24 protein-coding genes, 1 tRNA gene and 1 riboswitch are annotated in these 22,669 nt (G+C 68.6%); of the genes, 5 read left to right on the top strand and 20 right to left on the bottom strand.

Annotation, left to right across the window (positions count from 1 at the left end; genetic code table 11):
* Nucleotides 1–7: 7 nt before the first annotated feature.
* From ACFWUU_RS13335 to ACFWUU_RS13305, 7 genes are all read right to left on the bottom strand, one after another.
* Nucleotides 8–81, bottom strand: a tRNA-Pro gene (locus ACFWUU_RS13335).
* Between the two features lie 68 nt (nt 82–149).
* Nucleotides 150–1,517 carry a ribosome biogenesis GTPase Der gene (der, locus tag ACFWUU_RS13330; protein WP_137256857.1) on the bottom strand — a complete coding sequence of 456 codons (1,368 nt, stop codon included), beginning with the start codon at nt 1,515–1,517 and terminating at the stop codon, nt 150–152.
* Nucleotides 1,510–2,238: a lysophospholipid acyltransferase family protein gene (locus ACFWUU_RS13325; protein WP_380175438.1), complete on the bottom strand. Its 729-nt coding sequence runs from the start codon at nt 2,236–2,238 to the stop codon at nt 1,510–1,512. Before ACFWUU_RS13325 ends, der begins: the two co-directional genes overlap by 8 nt.
* Nucleotides 2,235–2,909 (bottom strand): (d)CMP kinase, encoded by a 675-nt coding sequence (gene cmk / locus ACFWUU_RS13320; RefSeq protein ID WP_380175436.1) that lies wholly within the window; start codon nt 2,907–2,909, stop codon nt 2,235–2,237. Before cmk ends, ACFWUU_RS13325 begins: the two co-directional genes overlap by 4 nt.
* A gap of 32 nt (nt 2,910–2,941) precedes the next feature.
* Nucleotides 2,942–4,006 (bottom strand): prephenate dehydrogenase, encoded by a 1,065-nt coding sequence (locus ACFWUU_RS13315; RefSeq protein ID WP_134100820.1) that lies wholly within the window; start codon nt 4,004–4,006, stop codon nt 2,942–2,944.
* On the bottom strand, nt 4,003–4,371 hold the full coding sequence (aroH, locus tag ACFWUU_RS13310) for a chorismate mutase (protein ID WP_134100823.1): 369 nt from the start codon (nt 4,369–4,371) through the stop codon (nt 4,003–4,005). Before aroH ends, ACFWUU_RS13315 begins: the two co-directional genes overlap by 4 nt.
* Nucleotides 4,372–4,455: 84 nt before the next feature.
* The gene (locus ACFWUU_RS13305; protein WP_380175434.1) at nt 4,456–5,343 is read right to left on the bottom strand and encodes a helix-turn-helix domain-containing protein; all 888 of its coding nucleotides are present in this window, start codon (nt 5,341–5,343) and stop codon (nt 4,456–4,458) included.
* Nucleotides 5,344–5,408: 65 nt separating this feature from the next.
* Between ACFWUU_RS13305 and ACFWUU_RS13300 the strand changes: the two genes are divergently transcribed.
* A complete protein-coding gene (locus tag ACFWUU_RS13300) occupies nt 5,409–6,263 on the top strand; it encodes a phytanoyl-CoA dioxygenase family protein (protein ID WP_380175432.1) in 855 nt (284 codons plus the stop codon).
* 7 nt (nt 6,264–6,270) lie between these two features.
* Here ACFWUU_RS13300 and ACFWUU_RS13295 read toward each other — a convergent pair whose 3' ends face one another.
* From ACFWUU_RS13295 to dop, 8 genes are all read right to left on the bottom strand, one after another.
* A complete protein-coding gene (locus ACFWUU_RS13295) occupies nt 6,271–7,113 on the bottom strand; it encodes a bifunctional 5,10-methylenetetrahydrofolate dehydrogenase/5,10-methenyltetrahydrofolate cyclohydrolase (protein WP_380175430.1) in 843 nt (280 codons plus the stop codon).
* A gap of 20 nt (nt 7,114–7,133) precedes the next feature.
* Nucleotides 7,134–7,218, bottom strand: a riboswitch (ZMP/ZTP riboswitch).
* Nucleotides 7,218–8,966 (bottom strand): beta-N-acetylglucosaminidase domain-containing protein, encoded by a 1,749-nt coding sequence (locus ACFWUU_RS13290; RefSeq protein ID WP_380175428.1) that lies wholly within the window; start codon nt 8,964–8,966, stop codon nt 7,218–7,220. (Overlaps the previous riboswitch by 1 nt.)
* A gap of 32 nt (nt 8,967–8,998) precedes the next feature.
* Nucleotides 8,999–9,421: a nitroreductase family deazaflavin-dependent oxidoreductase gene (locus ACFWUU_RS13285; protein WP_137256865.1), complete on the bottom strand. Its 423-nt coding sequence runs from the start codon at nt 9,419–9,421 to the stop codon at nt 8,999–9,001.
* A gap of 21 nt (nt 9,422–9,442) precedes the next feature.
* On the bottom strand, nt 9,443–10,051 hold the full coding sequence (locus tag ACFWUU_RS13280) for an NUDIX hydrolase (RefSeq protein ID WP_380175426.1): 609 nt from the start codon (nt 10,049–10,051) through the stop codon (nt 9,443–9,445).
* Entirely contained in the window at nt 10,048–10,905 is an 858-nt protein-coding gene (prcA, locus tag ACFWUU_RS13275) for a proteasome subunit alpha (RefSeq protein ID WP_380175424.1), read from the bottom strand. The genes ACFWUU_RS13280 and prcA overlap by 4 nt, the downstream gene beginning before the upstream one ends.
* 37 nt (nt 10,906–10,942) lie before the next feature.
* The gene (gene prcB, locus ACFWUU_RS13270; protein ID WP_137256868.1) at nt 10,943–11,785 is read right to left on the bottom strand and encodes a proteasome subunit beta; all 843 of its coding nucleotides are present in this window, start codon (nt 11,783–11,785) and stop codon (nt 10,943–10,945) included.
* A gap of 8 nt (nt 11,786–11,793) precedes the next feature.
* Nucleotides 11,794–12,003 carry a ubiquitin-like protein Pup gene (locus ACFWUU_RS13265; RefSeq protein WP_380175422.1) on the bottom strand — a complete coding sequence of 70 codons (210 nt, stop codon included), beginning with the start codon at nt 12,001–12,003 and terminating at the stop codon, nt 11,794–11,796.
* A 58-nt stretch (nt 12,004–12,061) separates the two neighbouring features.
* Entirely contained in the window at nt 12,062–13,582 is a 1,521-nt protein-coding gene (gene dop, locus ACFWUU_RS13260; RefSeq protein WP_137256869.1) for a depupylase/deamidase Dop, read from the bottom strand.
* 73 nt (nt 13,583–13,655) lie between these two features.
* Here dop and ACFWUU_RS13255 point away from each other — a divergent pair, with 73 nt between their 5' ends.
* The 3 genes from ACFWUU_RS13255 to ACFWUU_RS13245 are packed head-to-tail and all read left to right on the top strand — an operon-like array spanning nt 13,656 to nt 16,381.
* Complete coding sequence (locus tag ACFWUU_RS13255; protein WP_380175421.1) at nt 13,656–14,891, top strand: phosphotransferase; 1,236 nt, start codon at nt 13,656–13,658, stop codon at nt 14,889–14,891.
* A 36-nt stretch (nt 14,892–14,927) separates the two neighbouring features.
* Nucleotides 14,928–15,515, top strand: coding sequence for an RNA polymerase sigma factor (locus ACFWUU_RS13250; RefSeq protein WP_380175419.1), 588 nt, complete (start codon nt 14,928–14,930; stop codon nt 15,513–15,515).
* Complete coding sequence (locus ACFWUU_RS13245; RefSeq protein WP_380175417.1) at nt 15,512–16,381, top strand: hypothetical protein; 870 nt, start codon at nt 15,512–15,514, stop codon at nt 16,379–16,381. Before ACFWUU_RS13250 ends, ACFWUU_RS13245 begins: the two co-directional genes overlap by 4 nt.
* On the opposite strand, the gene ACFWUU_RS13240 is transcribed toward ACFWUU_RS13245, so the two are convergent.
* The 5 genes from ACFWUU_RS13240 to ACFWUU_RS13220 form a co-directional block, all read right to left on the bottom strand.
* The gene (locus ACFWUU_RS13240; protein WP_380175415.1) at nt 16,378–16,719 is read right to left on the bottom strand and encodes a hypothetical protein; all 342 of its coding nucleotides are present in this window, start codon (nt 16,717–16,719) and stop codon (nt 16,378–16,380) included. The two genes, ACFWUU_RS13245 and ACFWUU_RS13240, sit on opposite strands and share 4 nt — an antisense overlap.
* A gap of 144 nt (nt 16,720–16,863) precedes the next feature.
* Nucleotides 16,864–18,609: a proteasome ATPase gene (arc, locus tag ACFWUU_RS13235; protein ID WP_137256873.1), complete on the bottom strand. Its 1,746-nt coding sequence runs from the start codon at nt 18,607–18,609 to the stop codon at nt 16,864–16,866.
* A gap of 69 nt (nt 18,610–18,678) precedes the next feature.
* The gene (locus ACFWUU_RS13230; protein WP_380175413.1) at nt 18,679–19,647 is read right to left on the bottom strand and encodes a tRNA (adenine-N1)-methyltransferase; all 969 of its coding nucleotides are present in this window, start codon (nt 19,645–19,647) and stop codon (nt 18,679–18,681) included.
* A gap of 40 nt (nt 19,648–19,687) precedes the next feature.
* Entirely contained in the window at nt 19,688–20,842 is a 1,155-nt protein-coding gene (locus ACFWUU_RS13225) for a M50 family metallopeptidase (protein WP_233714954.1), read from the bottom strand.
* Nucleotides 20,843–20,877: 35 nt separating this feature from the next.
* Nucleotides 20,878–21,648: an intradiol ring-cleavage dioxygenase gene (locus tag ACFWUU_RS13220; protein ID WP_380175411.1), complete on the bottom strand. Its 771-nt coding sequence runs from the start codon at nt 21,646–21,648 to the stop codon at nt 20,878–20,880.
* A gap of 121 nt (nt 21,649–21,769) precedes the next feature.
* Between ACFWUU_RS13220 and ACFWUU_RS13215 the strand changes: the two genes are divergently transcribed.
* The gene (locus tag ACFWUU_RS13215) at nt 21,770–22,657 is read left to right on the top strand and encodes a RecB family exonuclease (RefSeq protein ID WP_380175409.1); all 888 of its coding nucleotides are present in this window, start codon (nt 21,770–21,772) and stop codon (nt 22,655–22,657) included.
* The last annotated feature ends 12 nt before the right edge of the window (nt 22,658–22,669 follow it).

Here is a 22,669-nt window from a genome sequence, read left to right as displayed (position 1 = left end):
TTCGTTGTCGGGCTGACAGGACTTGAACCTGCGACCCCCGGTCCCCCAGACCGGTGCGCTACCAAACTGCGCCACAGCCCGATACTCGCCGTTGAGGTGAGCGGGCTTTACCTTACAGCATTCGCCGCCCTGGTCCTGACCAGGGCGGGTCAGCGCTTCTTGTTCTTCTGGCGGGCCCGGATCTGCACGTGCACCGGGCTGCCGACGAAGCCGAAGTCCTCGCGCAGGCGGCGTTCGATGAAGCGCTGGTAGGACGCCTCGATCTGGCCGGAGGTGAAGATCGCGAACGTCGGCGGCATGGTCGTGGCCTGCGTACCGAACAGGATCTTCGGCTGCTTCCCGGAGCGGACCGGGTGCGGGTGGGCGGCAACCATCCGGCCAAGGAACGCGTTCAGCTGGCCGGTCGGGACGCGGGTCTGCCAGCCCTCGAGCGCGGCCTCGATCGCCGGTACGAGCTTCTCCATGTGCCAGCCGGTGAGCGCGCTGATGTTCACCCGCGGCGCCCAGCGGAACTGCACCAGGTCGCGGTCGATCTCGCGCTCCAGGTAGTAACGGCGCTCCTCGTCCATCAGGTCCCACTTGTTGTAGGCGATCACCAGCGCCTTGCCGGCTTCCTCGACCGCGTTCATGATCCGCAGGTCCTGCTCGGTGATCGACTGCGAGGCGTCGATGACGACCACGACCACCTCGGCCCGCTCGATCGCGGCGTTGGTCCGCAGCGAGGCGTAGTACTCGTGGCCCTGGGAGTTCTTCACCTTGCGCCGGATGCCGGCGGTGTCGATGAACCGCCACTCCTTGCCGCCGAGCGTGATCAGCTCGTCCACCGGGTCGACCGTCGTCCCGGCGACGTCGCTGACGACGACCCGGTCCTCCTTGGCGACCTTGTTCAGCAGGGAGGACTTGCCGACGTTCGGCTTGCCGACGATCGCGACCCGTCGCGGCCCGGCCAGCTCACCGTCACGCTCGGGCGGCGCCTCGGGCAGAGCCGCGAGTACGGCGTCCAGCATGTCGCCCGTGCCGCGGCCGTGCATCGCGGAGACCGGGAACGGCTCGCCGATACCCAGGCTCCACAGGTTCATCGCCTCGGACTCGACGCGCTGGTCGTCGACCTTGTTCGCGGCGAGGACGACCGGCTTGCCGGACTTCCGCAGTACCCGGACGACTGCCTCGTCCGCGTCGGTGATACCGACGACCGCGTCGACCACGAACAGCACCGCGTCGGCGGCGTTGATCGCGACCTCGGCCTGGGCCGCGACCAGCGCGGCCATGCCGACCGCGTCCGGGTCCCAGCCGCCGGTGTCGACGACCGTGAACTCACGGCCGGCCCAGTTGGCGTCGTACGACACGCGGTCGCGGGTCACGCCCGGGGTGTCCTCGACGACCGCCTCGCGGCGGCCGATGATGCGGTTGACCAGCGTGGACTTGCCCACGTTCGGCCGCCCGACGATCGCAAGCACCGGGAGTGGCCCCGTGTCCTCACGGTCGTGCGTCGGTACTTCGGTGGGCAGGTCAGTCATCAGGGTCCTTCTCGTCTCGCCAGCCCGGAAGAGGGTGGCCGGTTTCTTCGACGGCCGCCTTCACATGGGCGCGCAGCACGTCGCCGATGTGGTCGGCAACCGCCTGTACGTCGGAATGTCTCCTAGGAAAGGGTACGCGCTCAATCGTGAACGGCTCGCCGTACACGACATCGACCCGGCTCCCGGCCGGTGGGTGACCCTCCACGCTACCCAACGGCAGCCGCGTCCCCATCAGCGCCACCGGCAGGATCGGGGCGCCGGTGACCATCGCCAGATACGCCACGCCGACCTTGATCCGGCTGAAATCGCCCGGTCCGCGGGTGCCTTCGGGGTAGATGTTCAGTACCCGGCCGTCCCGCAGTACCTGGATCGACTTCCGGACCGCGAGCATGTCGTACGACGACCTGTCGACCGGGATCTGGCCGATCCGGCGCAGGAACGCGCCCTGGAGACCCCCGAACACCTCGATCTTGCCGAGCTGGTGCAGCATCCGCGGCGCGACCGCTCCGAGCAGCGGCGCGTCCAGCAGACTCAGGTGGTTCGGCGCCATCAGCAACGGGCCGGTGAGCGGGAACCGGTTCTCGTGGTGGATGGTCAAGTTGTACTTGCGCAGGAAGTACGGCTTCGCGATCTTCCGCATCGGCAACGCCAAGCGGTACGGCAACGGCGGCAGATCATCGGTGCGGGGCAGGTCCTTGTGCCCGGTGACTTCCGCCGTCATCTGTCCTGGCCTTGAGGGACAGTCTCCTTTGCCAGTCGGCTGATCACGTCGATGACCTCCTCGAGGGTCATGTACGTCGAATCGATGGTGACGGCGCCGTCCGAGGCGACCTGGAACTCCGACACGGTCGAGTCGTCGGCGTCGCGCCGGATGATCTGGTCCCGCAGCTGCTCCGCGGTCAACGAGCTGACCTCGGCGCCGCGGCGGGCCATCCGGGCCTCCTGGTCGGCGGTCAGCAGCACCTTCAGCTCGGCGTCGGTGGCGACCACGGTGGCGATGTCGCGGCCCTCGACCACGATCCCGCCGCTCGGCTGGGCGTTGTCGATGATCGCCCGCTGCCGCCGGATCAGCTCCTTGCGAACGTCGAGGTTGGTGGCGATCTTCGAGACCACCTCGCTGATCCGCGGCTCCCGGATCGCGGCCGTGACGTCGGTCCCGTCGGCGATGACGAACTGGTGGCCCGGGTCGGTGCTGATCTCCAGCCGCAGGTCCCGGGCGCGCTGCGCCACCGCGGCGATGTCGTCCAGATTCAGCCCGTGCTCGACCGCCGACCAGGTCACCGCCCGGTACGTCGCCCCGGTGTCGAGGAACCGCAGTCCGAGCCGGGTGGCCACTCCGCGGGCGGTGCTCGATTTACCGGAGCCGCTCGGGCCGTCCACAGCGATGATCATGCCCCGAAGATTACCTTCGGACGGGGACAGAACTAGCGGTGGACCACCCAGCCGCGGTCGGTCAGGACGTCGACCAGCTGGTCGACGGAGGCGGGTTTGACGGCGAGCTCGACCTCACCGACCGGGCGGCCGGGGCTGTGGTCGATGCGCAGGTCCTCGACGTTGGCGCCGGACTCGGCCGCATCGGCGAACAACTTGGCCAGCTGACCGGGGCGGTCGGGGATCGTGACCAGGACCGTGACCAGGTCGATGTGCGGCGTACCGTGCTTGCCCGGTACGCGGACCGCGCCGGAGACGCCCTGGCCGAGGATCGCGGTCAGCTCGTCGCCGGCCTCTTCCTTGCCTAGGGCAACGAGGAGGCGGTCGAGCTCGCCGCGGATCTGCTCCAGCAGGCCGGTCAGCGCACCCGAGTTCGCGGACACGATCTGGGTCCACAGCGTCGGGTCGCCGGCCGCGATCCGGGTGACGTCCCGGACGCCCTGACCGGACAGCTCGAGGTGGGACGACGGTGCGTCGGCCAGCGTGCCGGCAGCGAGCGCCGACATCAGGTGCGGCAGGTGGGACACGCGAGCGACGCCGAGGTCGTGGTCCTCGACGGACATCTCGACGGTACGGGCGCCGGCGGCCTCGGCCAGACGGCGTACGAGGTCTACCGCATCCGGCGAGCTGGTCTCGTGTGGCGTGATCGCCCAGGTGGCGCCGTCGAACAGGTCAGCACGCCCGGCGAGCGGGCCGTTGCGCTCGGAGCCGGCCATCGGGTGGCTGCCGACGTACCGGCTGAGGTCGCCGGTCAGCCTGCGGGCGTCGGCGAGTGGCTTGGACTTCACGCTGGCCGCGTCCGTCACCACCGCGTCGGTCTGCTGAAGCTGCTCGGCGACCACCGCGCCGACATGGTCAGGCGGTACGGCGACCACGACCAGCTGCGGCTCGATCTGCACCAGCCGCGAGCCGGCCCCGATCCGCTCGGCCATCAGCGCGTTGTCCGGGTTCCCGTCGACGAGCTCCACGACGACACCCAGCCGGGCAAGCGCGAGGCCGATCGACGTACCGATCAACCCGGTGCCGACGATGCGAACAGGACCCCGTAGTTCGGTCACTGGGCGCCGGTCAGGTCTGGGCGGAGCGCGACGGCGCCGTGGAGGTAGACGTGCTGGATCTTGTCGCGGGAGCGTGAGGTCTCGGTGTGCACCATCAGCCGGACCACCCGCGGCAGCGCGTGCGGCACCGGGATCTCCTGCATGCACATCAGCGGTACGTCGGTCAGCCCGATCTGCCGCCCCGCGACCGCCGGGAACTCCGAACGCAGGTCCGACGTGACGGTGAACAGGATGCTGATCAGATCCTCGTTCTCCAGATCGTTCGCCTCCAGGACCGCCTTCACCAGCTCCGCGGACCGCTCGAGCAGGTGCTCGCGCTCGTCCACGTCCAGCTGGGTGGCACCCCGGATCGCCCGTACCGCCACGTGCTTGCCTCCTCGATGTTTGTCTCCCCAACCCTAGGCCAGAGTAATCAAGGAGTGGACAGCCGTCTCGGATCGTGCACGTGGTCAGCCGTTCCGGGCGGCCTCGAGGAGCCGGCGGGCGATCGGTAGCAGCCCCGCCTCGCGTACCGGGGCGAGTGGATCGGACAGCTGGCGACGGCGGCGGAAGCTGCCCGGCGGGTCGCCGTACGCGAGGGCGAAGCGACGCGAGAAGTGGTACGGGTTGCTGTAGCCGCAGTCGGACGCGATCTCCCCGATCGTGGCGTTGGTGCGTTGGAGAGCGGTCGCGGCGCGGGCCAGCCGGATCAGATCGAGCGCGTACGCCGGTCCGCATCCGTAGCGCTCCCGGAACAGCCGGTGCAGGTGTCCGGCGGACAGGTTCGCCGCGGCGGCCAGCTCCGGGACGGAGACGATCCGGGGACCAGTCGCCCACACCGCGGCGACATGGTCGACGACGCGCTGCACGGCATCCGGCAGCTCCGCACGTTGCCGGCCGTCCGGAGCGCTGACGAAGACCTCCAGCATGCTTGCAACCAGTCGATCGCTGTGGCCCCGCTCAGCCGTGCTGTCCAGCAAGTAGCTGCACAGCTCGCCGAGCAGGCCCGGATCGGACATCGAACGCACCCAAGGCCACCTCGACGGATCGCCGAGGTCGCCGAAGTCGTCGATCTGGAAGTGCACGTACGCGTGCCGCGAGTGGTGATCACAGTCCCAGATATAGGCGTCCCGATTCCCACGCCTCGCAAGCGCGACCGTCCCCGGGCGCAACTCGTGCTCGACCGTCGCCTGCAGGACGCCGGCGTCGTACACATCGGTCCGCCAGATGGCCGACCCGTGGAGGATCCAGAGCAGCTCGAAGTTCGGCAGCCGGCGCGGTCCGTACGTCGCCCCTGGCGCGTAGTCCGCGATCTGCACCAGGGAATTCACGCTGACCGCCGGTGCTCGCGATGTCACGAACAGATAGTAAAGCGCTTGCCGGCGACATTGGCCGGCTCGGCGTCCTCTGTCACGGTGGCTAGATGCATTTCACCGAGGTCAGCGACGAGTTGGTCGAGTCCTTCCGGCGAGACGGTTTCGTCGTACTCGACCAGGCCCTGCCTGCCGAACAAGTCAGCGAGCTCCACGTCGCCGCCGAGCAACTGTGCCGGGGCGAGCTCGGCGCCGTCGAAGGCGCTCCGGCTCCGGAGTCCACCGACGATGTCCTGCGCCGGTTCCTCTGCATCCACCACCCACACAAGGTGTCCGACGCTGCCCTTGCGGCGCTGCACGCGCCGCGGGTGGTCGAGACGCTCACGGCCGTCATCGGGCCCAACGTCAAGGCGATGCAGTCGATGCTGTTCATCAAGCCCGAAGGCAAGCCTGGGCAGGCGTGGCATCAGGACGAGTTCTTCATCCCGACCAGGGACCGCTCGCTGACCGCGGCCTGGATCGCACTCGACGACGCCACCGTCGAGAACGGCTGCCTGTGGGTGCTGCCGGGCTCGCACCGGCGCGGCGTGCTTTATCCGGATCGCGAGCAGGACGACCTCCGCTTCGACTGCACGGTCGAGGCGTTCGACTTCCCGTACTCCGACGACGACGCGATCCCGGTCGAGGTATCGGCGGGCTCGGCGGTGATCTTCAACGGGTACCTGCTGCACCGGTCCCTGCCGAACACCGGCCGGCACGGACTCCGGCGAGCACTCGCGAACCACTACATGAGCGCCGAGTCGCTGCTCCCCTGGCAGACCGTGCCGGACGGCGTACATGTCGGCAAGCACGACTACCGCGACATCGTGATGGTCGCCGGGACCGATCCGTACGCCTACAAGGGCATCGACGACCTGGCCCGGCCGCACTCGCGGCCGGACAAGGACGGCGGCTGCGACCGCTAGCCGACTGCTATCCGAGCTGTGCCTCGGCGGCGTCGACCGTCTGCTCGAGCAGCAGCGCGATCGTCATCGGCCCGACGCCGCCCGGGACCGGGGTGATCAGGCGAGCCACCTCGGCCGCCTCCTCGAAATGCACGTCCCCGACGTTGCCCTCGTTGTACCCGGCGTCGACCACGACCGCGCCCGGCTTCAGCCAGTCGCCGCGGACGAAGTTCGCCTTACCGACCGCGGCGATCACGACGTCCGCGGTCCGGACCAGCTCGGGCAGGTCCCGGGTCCGCGAGTGCGCGTAGGTCACCGTCGCGTTCGATGCCAGCAGCAACATCCCGGCCGGCTTGCCGAGGATCGGGCTGCGGCCGATCACCACGGCGTGCGCGCCCTCGAGCGGTACGTCGTACGCCGCGAGCAGCCGCATGATCCCGCCGGGCGTGGCCGAGCGGAACCCGGGATCGCCGAACGCCATCGCCGCGAACGACAGCATCGTCACGCCGTCGACATCCTTGCCCGGGTCGATCGCCTCGAACGCGGCCCGCTCGTCGATCTGCGCCGGCACCGGATGCTGGAGCAGGATCCCGTGCACCTCCGGGTCCTCGGACAGCTTCCGGATCTCCGCGACCAGTTCCTCGGTCGTGGTCTCGGCCGGCAGTACGACGCTCCGCGAGGCGATCCCGGCCTTCTTCGACCGGTTCTGCTTCATCCGCACGTACGTCGCCGACGCCGGGTCGTCGCCGACGAGCACGGTCGCCAGGCAGGGCTGCACGCCGTACTTCTCCTGCACGGCAGCGGCCCGCTCTGCCGCCTTGGCCACCATCTCGGCGGCGAGGTCGGTCCCGATCATCAACTCAGCTGTCATCTGGCGCACTCCTCTGACGTCGAAGGTGCCCAGGCGCGCGGCGAAGCCGGATGGCAGACCGTTCCCCGGTGGTGGTCCACCTCAGCGCCAGTCGCGGTCCGTCCTCAGGATACCGACCCCGTCGCCTGGGCTACGAATGCGTCGGCCACCCCGTCGCCGATCCGGAGCGGGACCTTGCTGTGCGGAAGGCGGACATCGCGGATCTCGTTCGCCTGCGTGATCAGGTGCTCGATCTCGTCCCGGGCAGTCGCGACGTCCGACTCGTTGCCCTCCGCCTGCGCCTCGAACACGCGCAGCGCCTGCCGCAGCGCCCCACCCCAGTAGAACGACGCGTCCAGCCACGAGTCGGTCTCGGCCTCGAACTCCGGGTCGATCACGCCGCTGCGGATCTGAGCGGACGCGTTCTCGATCGCCTCCAAGTACGGCTCGAGCTCGGCGATCGCCCCGGCCAGGTCGCCGCCGTCCCAGGTCGCTTTGAAGGCCGCCAGCTTCGCGGCCAGCACCGGCGCATTGGTCAGGTGCAGCTTCCCGTCGTACGTCGTCAGGTCCGCGAACACCTCCAGCGCCGCGATCGTGGCCGCGTCTCCCCCGGCGCGCTCGGCGATCGCGCGATGCCAGGACGCGTCGGCGTCGTACGTCGCGGGCTTCCAGCCGAACTCGGCGAACGAGTACAGCGCGAGCTTGCTGGCCGCGGCCTGGTTCATCGGGTTCGAGATGACGCCGACGACGTGCTCGGCGAGGCCGGGCTCGCGACCTGTGTACGGCGCCAGCAGGATCCGGCCGTGCGCGTAGTCGTTGACCGGGTAGTTGTCCCAGATCAGGATGTCGTGCCCGAACACCGCCTTCGCCGCGGCCGCTTGTGCGCTCGTGATCTGCTCCGGAACGACCGCAGTACCCGTCCAGTGCACAATCACGGCGGGATCGAGTTGCTCGCGCAGGGCCTGCTTGTACGGCGTCTCCTCGACGTCGTAGTACTCGGTCGGGACCATCTGCAGCGGAGCCACGTCCGGCTTGGTCGCGATCCACTCCCGCTGGACGCGGTTGCACAGGTCGGCCTGCGCCGCACCGGCCGCACCACCACCTGAGCCGTACTTCGTGGCGTCCTCGTCGGAGTGCCATTTCTCGTACTCGATGTCGTCCAGCGGCACGTTGAACACCCGTACGCCGAGCGCGTACAGCGCCTCGAACTTCGCGATCAACGCCTGGAAGTCCTCGTCGGAGGTGTAGGCAATCGACAGGCCGGGCGACAGCGCGAAGGTGAAGTCGACCTTGTTGCGCTGCGCCCGCTCGATCAGCTCGCCGAGCTCGGCCAGCTTGTCGGCCGGGTACGGGTCACGCCACTGCTCGCGGTGGTACACGTCGTCCTTCGGCGCGTACTGGTAAGTGTTCAGCTTGTGCGCGCCGAGGTAGTCCAGGTGGTCGAGGCGGTCGGCGTGCGACCACGGGGTGCCGTAGAAGCCCTCGATCGAGCCGCGGTACGGCAGCGTCGGCCAGTCACGGATCTCGACGCCGTCGACGTGGTTGCCCTCGACAAGCTGGTCGAGGGTCAGGGCCGCGTAGTACGTGCCTCGGATGTCGACGCCGTCGAGGACGATCTGGTGGTCACCGACGGCAACGACGTACCCCTCGGTCGGCAGACCGGCGGCCGGTTCGACGTCGAGGCCGGTGCCGCCGAGATGGACGGTCACTGCGGCCTCGCCGTCGATGATCGTGGTCACGCCGGCGCGGGTCAGGGTGTCGCGGACGATCCGCTCGGCGTCGGGATCGGTGGTCGGTCCGTGTACCAGACCGACCGTGCTACCGAGGTCGAATCCGTCCGGACGCGTGCTGGTCTGCTGAGGGTCAGGGGTCACAGCCCTATCCACTCAGCGCGCGGACCTGCCCGTCAAGACACCCGGGTCAGCTTGAGGACCGGGATCGTGCGAATGCCCGCCGTACGGACCTCGTACTCCGCGAACCCCGGGTAGCGCCGCGCCTGCTCGGCGTAGATGCGGTCGCGGTCGGCGCCGGTCACGTCGTCGACGGACACCTTGTAGGTCTCGGTGCCGACCTCGACGACGCCCTCGCCGGCGGAGACCAGGTTGCGGTACCAGTCCGGGTTCGTCGGCGCGCCGCCCTTGCTGGCGAACACGTAGATGACGGCCGGGTCGGTCTCGTCGGCCAGGTACATCGTCGGGGCGATGAACTCCTGTCCGCTCCGGCGACCGATGTGGTGCAGCAGCACCATCGGGGCGCCTTCGAAGTTGCCGCCGACCTTGCCTTCGTTCTCCCGGAACTCAGTGATGACGTTCGTGTTCCAGTCGCTCATATCGTTTCCTCCGCAGATTTTCTAAAGCAAGCCTGCGTGGTCCAACGCGAGATAGGCGGCATCAATTCCGGTCATCGCACCCGGAGTGCGCAGCTCGGCACGGAACGCGTCCACGGTCAGCTCGACCGGGACGCAATCCTCGGCCTCGTCGAGCTGTTGTTTGCCGTCCGGGCGGCAGCCGCGCGCGATCGCGACGTACTTGCGGAAGGTCGAGGACGCCGCGGACCACTGCCAGCCGACGACGTCGAGCGTCTCGCAGGTGTAGCCGGTCTCCTCCTCGAGCTCCCGCGCGCCGGCGACGGCAACGTCTTCGCCGGGCTCCACCAGGCCGCCCGGCAGGTTCGTCACCACGGCGTCCGGGCCGGCGCGGAACATCCGGATCGTGACGATCCGGCCCTCCGGCGTCAGCGGCAGCACGGTGATCCCGGACGCGATCCCGGCCTCGGGGCCGAGGACGTCCCACTCGACCTCACGGCCGTCGGGCATCCGGTACCGCCGCAGCCGCACGGTCAGGAAGCGCTGGAAACCCGGCTCCTCCTCCAGCAGCTCCCACGGAACGGGATCGGCGGGCCGAGACGACTCAGCCGCCACGTTGTCGGTGACGGCTGAGGTCTCGTGCTGGTCCGTCACAGGGGACGGTTGTCGTCGGGATCTTCCGGCGGAGCGATCGGTGCGTCATCCGCCGGCGGGGCGACCGCGGAGTCGTCGGCCGACGCAGTCGTCTCCGCGCTGTCGTCCTTATCGGCGGCGTCGGTGTCGGCCGGCGCGGTGGGCTCCTCCGCAGGACGCGACTCGGACAGGATCCGGGCCAGCGTCTCCTCGGAGATCCGCTTGAACTTGCGCACCTGCGTCCGGGTCCGGTCCAGGACCGCGACCTCGAGCTGGTCCGGCGTCAGCTGCCGGACCTCGGTGCCGTCGTGGCCGAGCGCGTCGACCGCGAGCCGGAGCGCGCCCGCGAGCGAGATGCCCTCGGAGTAGTGCTCGCCGATGTAGTCCGCGACCTGGTCGGCCGGGCCGCCCATCACGGCGTACCCCTGCACGTCGGCGATGGAGCCGTCGTACGTGAGCCGGTAGACCTGGTCGTCGGACGGAGCGGCGCCGATCTCGGCGACCAGGATCTCGACCTCGAGCGGCTTCTCACCGCCGGAGGAGAAGATCGCGCCGAGCGTCTGCGCGTACGCGTTGGCCAGCGCCCGGCCGGTGACGTCGCGCCGGTCGTAGGAGTACCCGCGCATGTCGGCCAGCCGCACGCCGGCGATCCGCAGGTTCTCGAACTCGTTGTACCGGCCGACGGCGGCGAACGCCATCCGGTCGTAGATCTCGGCCACCTTGTGCAGCGCGGGCGAGCGGTTCTCGGCCACGAACAGGATGCCGTCGGCATATTGCAGCGCGATCGCGCTGCGGCCCTTGGCGATGCCCTTCCGGGCGAAGTCGGCCCGGTCCCGCATCAGCTGCTCGGGCGAGACGTAGAACGGAACGCTCATCGAAGGTGTCGTCCTCTTATCAGTCGAAGGGCGGGGGTCAGGTCAGGGACGTCGCGGCCGGGCCGTCGGGGCGCCGGTGCCGTTGGCTCCAGGCCGCGTCGACGAGCGCCGCCACCTCGTCCTCGGGCAGCCGCCGGTAACCGTCCGCGGTGACCACGCCGACCACCGGGAAGATCCGCCGGAGCATGTCCGGGCCGCCGGTCGCCGAGTCGTCGTCGGCCGCGTCGATCAGCGACTGGATCATCACCGTCACGCAGTCGGTCTCGGACAGGTCCTCGCGGTACAGCTTCTTCAGCGCGCCGCGGGCGAACAACGAGCCCGAGCCGACGCTGTAGAAGTGGGTCTCCTCGTACCGCCCGCCGGTCGGGTCGTAGGAGAAGATCCGGCCGCCCTTGATGTCCTGGTCGTACCCCGCGAACAGCGGCACCACGGTCAGGCCCTGCATCGCCATCGGCAGGTTGCCCCGGATCAGCGCGCTGAGCCGGTTGGCCTTGCCGTCGAGGCTGAGCGTCGCGCCCTCGAGCTTCTCGTAGTGCTCCAGCTCGACCTGGAACAACCGGACCATCTCGATCCCGAACCCGGCCGAGCCGGCGAACGCGACCGCCGAGTACTCGTCGGCCGGGAACACCTTCTCGATGTCACGCTGGGCGATGATGTTGCCCATCGTGGCCCGCCGGTCGCCGGCCATGATCACGCCACCGGGGAAGGTGGCCGCGACGATCGTCGTACCGTGCGGGACCTCACTGGACAGGTCACCCGAACCCAGGGCCCGTCGTCCCGGCAACAGGTCGGGCGCGTGCCCGGCCAGGAAGTCCATGAACGACGAGCCACCTGGGGTCAGGAAGGCTTCCGGCAACCGGCCGGAGGCATCAGAAGTCATCGAGCGGTTCACTCCCCACCCTTTTGCACGAATCCGCGGACGAACTCCTCGGCGTTCTCCTCGAGGACCTCGTCGATCTCGTCCAGGATCGAGTCGACGTCCTCGTCGAGTCGCTCTTTGCGCTCCTGGACGTCCTCCGACGCCTCGACCTCCTCGACCTCTTCCTCGGTCGACGAACGCTTGGGCTGCTTGTGCTGCTGCCCGCCGTCTTTCGCCATGGCACACACCTCCTAGAACCGCTGGAAAGGTCGCCCAACCGACCCTTCTATAGCGACCCTACCCGGCGGCGCCCCCAGTAATGGTGCGAACCAGGTCACTGGCGGTGTCGCATTGGTCAAGAAGTGCGCCGACATGCGCTTTCGTACCCCGCAGCGGGTCCAGCGTCGGGATCCGTTGCAGTGACTCCTTACCCGGCAGATCGAAGATCACCGAGTCCCAGGAGGCGGCCGCGACCTGCGGCGCGTACTGCTGCATGCAGCGGCCGCGGAAGTACGCGCGGGTGTCGGTCGGCGGGTGCGCCACCGCCATCCGGATCTCCTCGTCGGTGACGATGCGCTGCATCCGGTTGGATTTCACCAACCTGTAATACAGGCCCTTGTCCGGGCGGAGATCGGCGTACTGCAGGTCGATCAGGTGCAGCTTCGGGTCGTCCCACTCGAGACCGTCGCGATCGCGGTACTGCTGGAGCAGTTTGTACTTCGCGACCCAGTCGAGCTGGTCGGACAGCTTCATCGGGTCGATCGCGAGCTGGTCGAGGATCTGCTCCCACCGGTGCAGGATGTCCTTGGTCTGCCGGTCCGCGTCGTCGCCGTACTTGTCCTCGACGTACTTGCGGGCCTGCTCCAGGTACTCCGCCTGCAGCTGGACGGCGGTGATCTTGCGGCCGTCCTTCAGCGTCAGCAGGTGCGTGCAGGACGGGTCGTGGCTGACCTCGTGCAGCGCGGAGACCGGCCGGTCGACGCCGAGGTCGTCGGTCAGCCAGCCGTCCTCGATCATCGCGAGCACGAGCGACGTCGTACCGACCTTCAGGTACGTCGAGATCTCGGACAGGTTCGCGTCGCCGATGATCACGTGCAGCCGACGGTACCGGTCCGGATTCGCGTGCGGCTCGTCGCGGGTGTTGATGATCGGGCGCTTCAACGTCGTCTCCAGGCCGACCTCGACCTCGAAGTAGTCGGCCCGCTGGCTGATCTGGAACCCGTGCGCCGCGCCGTCCTGGCCGATGCCGACCCGGCCGGCGCCGGTGACCACCTGACGGCTGACGAAGAACGGCGTCAGGTGCCGCACGATCGACGCGAACGGCGTGGACCGGCGCATCAGGTAGTTCTCGTGCGAGCCGTACGACGCGCCCTTGTTGTCGGTGTTGTTCTTGTAGAGGTTCAGCTGCGGGGCGCCTGGGATCAGCCGGGCCTGCCGCGCGCCCTCCATGATCACCAGCTCGCCGGCCTTGTCCCAGACCACCGCGTCCCGCGGGTTGGTGGTCTCCGGAGCGGAGTACTCCGGATGGGCGTGGTCGACGTACAGCCGGGCGCCGTTGGTGAGGATCACGTTCGCCAGGCCGGTCTCCTCGTCGGTGAGCTGGCTGGAGTCCGCCACCTCCCGGCTCAGGTCGAATCCTCGCGCGTCGCGTAACGGGTGCTCCTCGTCGAAGTCCCACCGCGTCTTGCGCGCGAGCGGCTGCGTCTGCGCGTAGCCGTTCACCACCTGGCTCGAGGTCAGCATCGGGTTGGCCCCGGGCTGGCCCGGCACCGAGATCCCGAACTCGGTCTCGGTACCCATGATCCGCCGAACACTCATGCGAACGAGCCTACGCGGTACCGGCGACTAAAGGGGTTGCTGTGTCCACAGGGTTACATGTGAGACTGCGCCCGTGGACGAATTGGTGGCGATCCTGGACCGGGACAACCATGTCACCGGTTCCGCGCCACGGTCGGTGATGCGGCGCGACAACCTGCGCCATTCCGCCACCGGAGTAGTCGTCCGGAATACGGCCGGTGACATCTACGTGCACCGTCGTACACCGATCAAGGACCTGTACCCGAGCCGGTACGACTTCACTGCCGGCGGGGTCGTCGCGGCCGGTGAGGACCCGTTCCACGCCGTCGTACGGGAGCTGGAGGAGGAGCTCGGGATCTCGGGCGTCGAGCTGACGCGGTTGCCGGAGGGTGACTACGCCGACGACCACACGCAGTACCACGCCTACCTGTACACGTGCGTCTGGGACGGCCCGGTGCGGCACCAGCCGGAAGAGGTCGAGTGGGGCGCCTGGATGTCCCCCGCCGAGCTCGTCGCCAAGCTGGACGACCCGTCGTGGTCTTTTATGCCAGACGCGGTGGGCCTGCTCGGAGACTTCGTCCGGAGTCTGGCGACCATCGACCAGGGCTGGGACAGCGACGCCTGGATCGAAGGTCCGTGGATCAACCGCTCCCCACGGCGGCCCGAGGTGCGCCCCCGGCTGCTCGCTGAAGCCACGCTCCTCCCCTGGCTCGCCCCGCAGCTGCCCCTGCCCGTCCCGGTGCCCGAGCTGAGGGACAACGGCGTACGGCACCTGATGCTGCCCGGCTCACCTTTCACCGACGGCGGCACGGCGACGGGCCGCGAACTGGGCGCCTTCCTCAGGGCCCTGCACGCTGTGGATCCGGTCGAGGCGGTCGCGCGTGGTGCGCTGGACGCGGCCACGGCCGATGCCGAGAAGGCGGTGTTCCTGAAGGAGTGCAAGACCCAGATCGTGCCGCTACTGCCATCTGAAGCACGCGGTCGCGCCATCGACTTGCTCGACCGCGTGGCAAACGTCCGGACATCCTTGATCCATTGCGATCTCGGCCCGGACCACATCCTCATGGCCGACGGTCAGATCACCGGCATCATCGACTGGACGGACGCCGTCATCGGCGACCCCGCACTGGACCTCTGCTGGCCCCTCAACGGCGCTCCAGCAGCACTCAGGACCGGTCTGATCGAGGTGTACGAACCCACCCCTGACCAGGTCGAACGCGCCGCGGACTGGGCTCGCCTCTCCCCCTGGTACGGCGTCCACCGCGGCCTGCTCCTCGACCTGCCGGACGACGTGACGAATGGCCTGCAGGACATCCTGAACCGGCTCTGATGCAACCATCCGCCGGCTGTCCGGTCATTAGAGGGTGTGAAGACCACCCTGACTGACGATACGGAGCTCTGGGAGCGATTGCGCGTCGGGGACCATTTCGCGCTCGGCGAGCTGTTCGACCGATACGCGGACGACGTACGGGCGTTCGCGTTCCGGCGTACCGCGTCCTGGAGCACCGCCGACGATGTGGTCCAGTCGACGTTCCTCAGCACCTGGCGACGCTTCCAGCGCAACCCACCCGGTCCGCTGACCGCGTCGAGCGCCCGCGGTTGGCTGCTCGTCGTGGCGGGCAACGAATGCCGGGCGCTGGCTCGTACGGCGGCCAGACTGCACAACCTGCTCACCCGCCTGCCTGACCCTGCACCCGACGACGACCATGCACCCGACGTCGTCCGCCGTCTGGACGACGAACGCCAGATGTCGGCGATCCGGCGCGCGGTGGCCGAACTCCCCCGGCACGAACGCGAGACCCTCGAGCTCGTCGTCTGGTCCGGACTCACCACAGCCGAGGCCGCGGACGCGCTCGGCGTACCGGTCGGGACCGTCAAGGCCCGACTCCACCGCACCCGCCGCCGCTTCCCCGACCTGTTGACCCGGGTCGCCCTTAACGAGGAGCTCTCATGAACACCCAACTCGAACCACCGCGGGTTCCGCCGTTGAGCGCGGCGGAGCGGTCCCGGCTCCGCAATCAGGTGATGGACAGGACCCGGCCCGGCGATCACCGCCCCGGCCGGCGGTGGATCGCCCCGGCGGTCGCCGTCGGAGCCGTCGCCGCCGTCGTGGCCGGAACGCTGGTCGTCGCTCAGAAGTCACCCGACGACACCGGAGCGGCCGGTACGTCGACCGCGTCGCCCGAGGCCAAGGTGGGCGTCGATCTCGGCCCGGTGCCGAAGGCCGACGTGGCCAAGATCGTCGCCGACTGCCAGTTCCCGAACGAGCCGGGGCCGGCCCAGCTCGTCTGGAGCCGCCACGTCCGGGGTATCACCAAGGACAGCACCGCGCTGGTGGCAGTGGCCCTGGACACGAAGAAGTCGACTACGCAGCCCCCGGTGATCAACGGCCGTCGCAAGCCGGGGGGCGGAGGAGCGCCGTCCACCGCCAAGCTCGGGTACCGGTACTGCATGACGCGGACGCCGCCGAGCGGCAAGCTCGGCGCGATCGGAGCGGTCGGGCGGGTCGACGACAAAGCCTGGCGAACCCAACCCACGGCGCAGCGCGCGTTGGTGGCGCTCGGCACCACGGACGGCGACTTCACGAACGACCTCACCACGCTGCAATCGTGGCGGCTCTACCGGGCCCACCCGGATGTCGCCAAGGTCGAGGCGCGGTACGTATTGAACGGCAAGACCGGTCCGTGGACCAGCGGTGTCGTGAGCGACGGCTTCGCCTACATCGAGGTCCAGGCGAACGGGAAGTTCACCGTCGGCCAGAAGCTCAAGACCGAGGTCCTTGCCTTCGACGCGCAGGGGCACCAGCTGCCGATCGGCTAGCGCATGCGGCGGGACATCGTCCGGGCGAAGTTGATGCTGACCAGTCCGATCCAGGCGATCAGTACGCCGAAGGGCCCGATCATTCCGGCCGCGATCGCGGTGATCGGGATGGCCGCGACGATCGATACGATCGCCAGCGCCAGGCCGCCGGGGTCGGTCTCGCGGCCGGGATGCCGTCGCGGGGCCGGCTCGGGCAGCGAACCGACGCGTCGCTGGACATCCCTGGCATCGAGCTTCTCCAGGAAGCTGTCGATGATCTCGTTCTCGTACTCCGGCCCCAGTTCCTGCCGTGCCGCGACCGCGGCCCGCAGGTCCTTCCGCACCTCATCCGTCGCCATAACAGCAAGCTAAGGCCGCGCGACCGCCGTACCAATCAGGGAAACCCCCCGATCGCACCGGGTGTTATACCTACCCCTCACGACAAACGAACCGCCCCTGGACCCGTTGGTCCAGGGGCGGTTCGCGGTGTCCTACAGGTTGTCTTACAGGTACTGACCGGTGTTGGTCGCCGTGTCGATCGACCGTCCGGGCTCGGTGCCCTGCTTGCCGGAGATGAGCGTACGGATGTAGACGATCCGCTCGCCCTTCTTGCCGGAGATGCGGGCCCAGTCGTCCGGGTTGGTGGTGTTCGGCAGGTCCTCGTTCTCCTTGAACTCGTCCACGCAGGCCTGCAGCAGGTGCTGCACCCGCAGGCCCTTCTGGTTCTCGTCGAGGAATGCCTTGATCGCCATCTTCTTCGCCCGGTCGACGATGTTCTGGATCATCGCGCCCGAGTTGAAGTCCTTGAAGTACAGGACCTCCTTGTCACCGTTGGCGTAGGTGACCTCGAGGAAGCGGTTCTCGTCGGCCTCGGTGTACATCCGCTCGACCGTGCGCTGGATCATGCCGTCCACGCACGCCTGCCGGTCGCCGCCGAACTCGCCGAGGTCGTCGACGTGCAACGGCAGCCCACTGGTCAGGTACTTCGAGAAGATGTCCCGCGCCGCCTCCGCGTCGGGGCGCTCGATCTTGATCTTCACGTCCAGCCGGCCGGGCCGCAGGATCGCGGGGTCGATCATGTCCTCGCGGTTGGAGGCACCGATGACCAGGACGTTCTCCAGGCCCTCGACACCGTCGATCTCGCTCAGCAGCTGCGGAACGATGGTGTTCTCCACGTCGGACGAAACCCCGGATCCGCGGGTGCGGAACAGCGAGTCCATCTCGTCGAAGAACACGATCACCGGCATACCCTCGGAGGCCTTCTCCCGGGCCCGCTGGAAGACCAGGCGGATGTGCCGCTCGGTCTCACCGACGTACTTGTTCAGCAGCTCGGGACCCTTGATGTTCAGGAAGAACGACTTCTGTCCTTCCGTCCCGGTCCGCTCGGCGACCTTCTTGGCCAGCGAGTTCGCCACCGCCTTGGCGATCAGCGTCTTGCCGCAACCGGGCGGGCCGTAGAGCAGCACGCCCTTCGGCGGCTTGAGCTCGTGCTCGAGGAACAGGTCCTTGTGCAGGTACGGCAGCTCGACCGCGTCCCGGATCTGCTCGATCTGGCCGGTCAGGCCGCCGATCTGGGTGTAGTCGATGTCCGGGACCTCTTCGAGGATCAGCTCCTCGACCTCGGACTTCGGGATCTTCTCGTACACATACCCGGAGCGCGCCTCGAGCAGCAGCGAGTCGCCGGCCCGCAGCGGCACGTCGAGCAGCGGCGACGCGAGCCGCACCACCCGCTCCTCGTCCGCCTGCGCGATGACCAGCGCCCGCTCGCCGTCGGCGAGCAGCTCCTTCAGCATCACCACGTCGCCGACGACCTCGAACTCGCAGGCCTCGACCACGTTGAGTGCTTCGTTCAGCATCAGTTCCTGGCCGAGCCGGAGCGCGTCCAGGTCCACCGACGGGCTCGCCGCGACCCGGAGTTTCCGGCCACCGGTGAACACGTCCAGCGTGTCGTCTTCATTGCGTCCGAGGAAGGTGCCGAATCCGGACGGCGGTTGCGCCAGCCGGTCGACCTCCTCCTTCAGGGCGATGATCTTCTCTCGCGCCTCCCGCAGCGTGTCGGCCAGCCGCTCGTTCTGAGCGGTGACACTCGCCAAGGAGGCCTGTGTTTCGGACAGCCTGCTCTCGAGCGACCGGCTGTCTGCCGGGTGCTCGAGCAGCCGCCGTCGCAACGCCGCGACTTCGGCTTCCAGGTACCGGACCTGGTTACGCAGTTCTGCCGCGGTAGGACTCTCGTCTCCAGCCACGATCATCACCTCACCATGTGGGGCTCGACCCTATGGACCTTACCCAGAAAACCTCGCCGGGCAAGCTGAATCCCATCACGTGTCGGTTGCGGATGAACCAGTTGCCTTCGGCATGTCGTCGGTTGATTCCGCCCGGGCCTCTTCGCGACGAGGCCCGAGGTAATCGTCGCCGTACGCGCCAGGCGCGGGGCGTCGCTTCTTCCGGGGTGCCTGCACCCCGTGCGCCATCCTTCGTGCTGTGACCAGGAAGGCGGTGTGACCTTGCATCCGGTGGCCCGGTCGAACGGCAAGGCCTTCTACATGCCAGTCTCGCACGAGTGACTCCCACGCGCGCGGCTCAGTGAACTCGCCGTGTGCCCTCAGCGTCTCCACAAAGCGGCTCAGCTGCGTCGTGGTGGCCACATAGGCACAGAACACCCCACCGGGTGAAAGCGCCTCAGCGACGGCGTCAACGCATTCCCACGGCGCCAGCATGTCGAGCACGACGCGGTCCACGTCCTGCTCGTTGAGCTTCTCGACCAGGTCGCCGACCTCGAGCCGCCACGCCGGGTGCTCGCCGCCGAAGAAGCCGGTGACGTTCTTCCGCGCGACCTCGGCGAAGTCCTCCCGGCGCTCGAACGAGATCACCTGTCCGTGGATCCCGACCGCCCGCAGCAGCGCCGTGGTCAGCGCGCCGGAGCCGGCGCCCGCCTCGACCACCTTCGCGCCCGGGAAGATGTCGGCCATCGTCACGATCTGCGCGGTGTCCTTCGGGTAGATCACCGCCGCGCCGCGCGGCATCGACACCGAGTAGTCGGCCATCAGCGGGCGCAGCGCGAGGTACTCGACGCCGCCCTTGGACCTGATCACGACCGCGTCCGGGCCGTCGATCAGCTCGTCGTGAGCGATCCCGCCCTTGGTCGTGTGGAAGATCTTCCCGCGCTCCAGGTTGACCGAGTGCCGGCGGCCCTTCGAGTCCTGCAGAGTGATCCACTCGCCCTCCTGCAGCGGTCCGTGATGGACCCCGGAGAACGCCTGGTCGGGAAAGTCACGCAAGTCAGCCATAAGGCGCTCACCTTAACTTTCGGTCACGACAACCGAGTAATCAGCGCGAACGGAAGGCGCGTTCCACGTCCGCGGTCGCGAGTACGCCGTACACCGCGCCGCTCGCGTCGAGGACGAGGTACTCCGAGGCCGGGTGCTCGCGCAATGTGGCCAGGATCTCCTCGCCGGTGTCGTTGACGCCGATGATGTGGCCCGCGCCGATGGCGGTCGAAACCTCGCTCACCGTGGTCCACGGCCGCTGGTTCGGGGCGACGGCGGCGACCGCGTTCTCCGACACCAGCGCGTGCGGTTTGCCCTCGCCGTCGATCACCACGACCGCGCCGGCCTGGGTCTGACCCGCGAGCCGGACCGCTTCGGAGATCGGCGTACCGGAATGTACGGCGACGGCGCGGCGGGCCAGTGTGCGGACCTGGAGGCTGGGCAGCTTGCGCCGGAGCCGAGCCTGCATCAAGGACGCGGTCGAGCCGGTCCAGAGGAAGAAGCCGACGAGCAGCGCGATGATGAAATCGATCATCGACGGCTGCCAGCCCCAGATCTCCTCGAGCAGCACCGGCACGGCCAGCACCGAGATCGCGAGCAGCCGGCCGGCCCACGCGGCGACGATCGTGCCGGTGTGCATGTTGCCGGTGAACTTCCAGACGATCGCCCGCAGTACCCAGCCGCCGTCCAGCGGCAGGCCGGGCAGCAGGTTGGTGACGCCGACGATCAGGTTGGCGATGCCCAGTTCCCACAGCGCGACGTACCCGACACCCTCGTCGAACGCCCGGGACCCGAGGTACGCGAGCCCGCCGACGACCAGCGATGCGATCGGGCCGACCACCGAAACGGCGAACTCCTCGAGCGGCGACTTCCGCTCGCCCTCGATATGCGTGCCGGCGGCGAAGAAGCCGAGGTTGATCTCGGAGACGCCGATGCCGAACCGCAGTGCCATCAGCGCGTGCGCCAGCTCGTGGACCAGGATCGACAGCGTGAACGCGACCACGAACGCGAACGCCGCCGCGTACCGCCAGCCGCCCAGTTCGGGGAACTGCTGACCGATGATCGCGGCGAACCCGACCGCGAGCAGCATCGCGACCGGCAGCCACGTGAATCGCATCGTCAGCCGGATCCCGCGGATACGACCGAGCACCCAGGTGCCGGGCGGTGGTGGACCGGCCTGCTGGGCGGGGTTCTGGGGATCACGCGAGTCTGGCATCAAGCCAAACCTACTTTGCCGTCGGTAACTCCGTGCTACACACCCACCGTGAGAGTCGCGATGTACCCCTGATCGACATCTCCCGTCACCGCCGCCAGCTGATGTACGCCGTCGTCGTCGCCGAACACGTTGTCGTCCTCCAGCGACGTCCGGCTCAGATTCTGCGCGCTTCCGTCGTACCCGTCGGTGTCGTAGACCGTGCTGCAGACATCCTTCGGGAGCGCGAGCTGCGAGGTGCGCGTGATCCGGCCGGCCTTGGTCGCGTCGTCGAGGCTCGAGTAGACCTCGAAGTGGATGTGCGGCCAGCGGCCTTGGTACGCGGCGGGGAAGATCGTGGTGAACGTGACCTTGCCGGTGGCATCGGCGGCGTGGACGCCGCGGAGGTAGTTCTCGTCGGTCGCGCCGTCGGAGTACAGCGAGTAGCGGCCTTGGGCGTCGCAGTGCCAGAGGTAGATCGCGGCGCCTTCGAGCGGGCTGTCCTTGCCGGCGTCGAGGACGGTGAGCTCGACGGAGAGCGGTACGCCGTTCGCCTGACCGGAGGCTGTGCCGAAGGACTTGGTGATGTCGCTTCGGACGATGCCGGACTGGTTGAGCACGTTCGGCCCGTTGGAGCCGTCGCCGGGGAACGGACCGCCGGTCTCCTGCGGAATCTCATCGACGCCGGTCGAGGTAGTCGAAGGTGACGAGCACCCCGCGACGGCGATCAGGCCGGCGCCCGCGACCAGCCCCAGGAAGCGGCGGCGGTGGAGGGTGGCGAGGTCGTACGACAGGCCGCGATCGTGGTTCGGCGGTGGGTGGCGGTTCATATGTCCAGGGTCGCGCGTCCGGCCGATGGTCCGCCGAAAGGCGGCTGGGAGTTTGCTGGGTTTTCCACAGGGCGGAGTGGGGTGCGCGCGAAGTGTCGGTGGTTGTGCCTAGGGTTTCGGTATGAGCGTTGCAGCTGCAGTCGATCCACATGTGCATCCGCGCGGGGCGTTGTCGCCGTCCCGGGCCGCGGACTTCATGAGCTGCCCGCTGAAGTACCGGTTCCGCGTCGTCGACCGGTTGCCGGAGAAGCCGTCGGCCGCCGCGGTGCGCGGCACCGTCGTGCATGCGGTTCTTGAGCGACTGTTCGACCTGCCGCGCGGGCAGCGGACGTTGGAGCAGGCTGCGGAGCTGCTCGAGCCCCAGTGGCAACGCATCCTCGAGGAAGAGCCGGAGGTCGCCGAGCTGTTCGCCGAGGACGCGGACGGCGAAGAGCTGGCGAAGTGGCTGGCCGAGGCGCACCAACTGCTCGGGAAGTACTTCACACTCGAAGACCCCAACGCCCTGGAGCCCGCCGAGCGCGAGCTGTACGTCGAGACAGCGCTGGACTCAGGTCTGGTACTGCGCGGGTACGTCGACCGCCTCGACGTCGCGCCGACCGGTGAGATCCGGGTCGTCGACTACAAGACCGGTCGCTCGCCGTCGGAGTTCTTCGAGGCCAAGGCCCTGTTCCAGATGAAGTTCTACGCGCTCGTGCTGTGGAAGCTGCGCGGCGTCGTCCCGGCCATGCTCCAACTGGTCTACCTGGGCAACGGCGAGATCGTCCGCTACATCCCCGACGAGGCCGACCTCCGCGCCTGCGAGCGCAAGGTCTCGGCGCTCTGGATCGCGATCACCCGCGCCCTCGACTCCGGCGACTGGCGCCCGAGCCCGGGCCCGCTCTGCGACTGGTGCGACCACAAAGCGATCTGCCCCGCCTGGGGCGGCACACCCCCGCCTCTCCCGACTCGCTCCGTCGAAGAGGTGGCCGCCGAGTCGGCCGGCATCGACCTGATCACGGTCGACGGCTGATCCCCACCTCTG

The sequence above is a fragment of the Kribbella sp. NPDC058693 genome (assembly GCF_042715335.1).
Classification (GTDB): Bacteria; Actinomycetota; Actinomycetes; order Propionibacteriales; family Kribbellaceae; genus Kribbella; species Kribbella jiaozuonensis.
Note: the sequence above shows the minus strand (reverse complement) of the source record. Positions and strands in the feature narration are given on the sequence as shown.

Excerpts from the sequence above, each read along its gene's own strand:
- ACFWUU_RS13325 (WP_380175438.1), bottom strand. The coding sequence starts at position 2,238 with ATGACGGCGGAAGTCACCGGGCACAAGGACCTGCCCCGCACCGATGAT.
- der (WP_137256857.1), bottom strand. The coding sequence starts at position 1,517 with ATGACTGACCTGCCCACCGAAGTACCGACGCACGACCGTGAGGACACG.
- prcA (WP_380175424.1), bottom strand. The coding sequence starts at position 10,905 with ATGAGCGTTCCGTTCTACGTCTCGCCCGAGCAGCTGATGCGGGACCGG.
- ACFWUU_RS13230 (WP_380175413.1), bottom strand. The coding sequence starts at position 19,647 with ATGGCTGACTTGCGTGACTTTCCCGACCAGGCGTTCTCCGGGGTCCAT.
- ACFWUU_RS13215 (WP_380175409.1), top strand. The coding sequence starts at position 21,770 with ATGAGCGTTGCAGCTGCAGTCGATCCACATGTGCATCCGCGCGGGGCG.
- cmk (WP_380175436.1), bottom strand. The coding sequence starts at position 2,909 with ATGATCATCGCTGTGGACGGCCCGAGCGGCTCCGGTAAATCGAGCACC.
- ACFWUU_RS13300 (WP_380175432.1), top strand. The coding sequence starts at position 5,409 with ATGCATTTCACCGAGGTCAGCGACGAGTTGGTCGAGTCCTTCCGGCGA.
- ACFWUU_RS13245 (WP_380175417.1), top strand. The coding sequence starts at position 15,512 with ATGAACACCCAACTCGAACCACCGCGGGTTCCGCCGTTGAGCGCGGCG.
- ACFWUU_RS13265 (WP_380175422.1), bottom strand. The coding sequence starts at position 12,003 with ATGGCGAAAGACGGCGGGCAGCAGCACAAGCAGCCCAAGCGTTCGTCG.
- dop (WP_137256869.1), bottom strand. The coding sequence starts at position 13,582 with ATGAGTGTTCGGCGGATCATGGGTACCGAGACCGAGTTCGGGATCTCG.
- ACFWUU_RS13240 (WP_380175415.1), bottom strand. The coding sequence starts at position 16,719 with ATGGCGACGGATGAGGTGCGGAAGGACCTGCGGGCCGCGGTCGCGGCA.
- ACFWUU_RS13225 (WP_233714954.1), bottom strand. The coding sequence starts at position 20,842 with ATGCCAGACTCGCGTGATCCCCAGAACCCCGCCCAGCAGGCCGGTCCA.
- ACFWUU_RS13220 (WP_380175411.1), bottom strand. The coding sequence starts at position 21,648 with ATGAACCGCCACCCACCGCCGAACCACGATCGCGGCCTGTCGTACGAC.
- arc (WP_137256873.1), bottom strand. The coding sequence starts at position 18,609 with ATGATCGTGGCTGGAGACGAGAGTCCTACCGCGGCAGAACTGCGTAAC.
- ACFWUU_RS13285 (WP_137256865.1), bottom strand. The coding sequence starts at position 9,421 with ATGAGCGACTGGAACACGAACGTCATCACTGAGTTCCGGGAGAACGAA.
- prcB (WP_137256868.1), bottom strand. The coding sequence starts at position 11,785 with ATGACTTCTGATGCCTCCGGCCGGTTGCCGGAAGCCTTCCTGACCCCA.
- ACFWUU_RS13295 (WP_380175430.1), bottom strand. The coding sequence starts at position 7,113 with ATGACAGCTGAGTTGATGATCGGGACCGACCTCGCCGCCGAGATGGTG.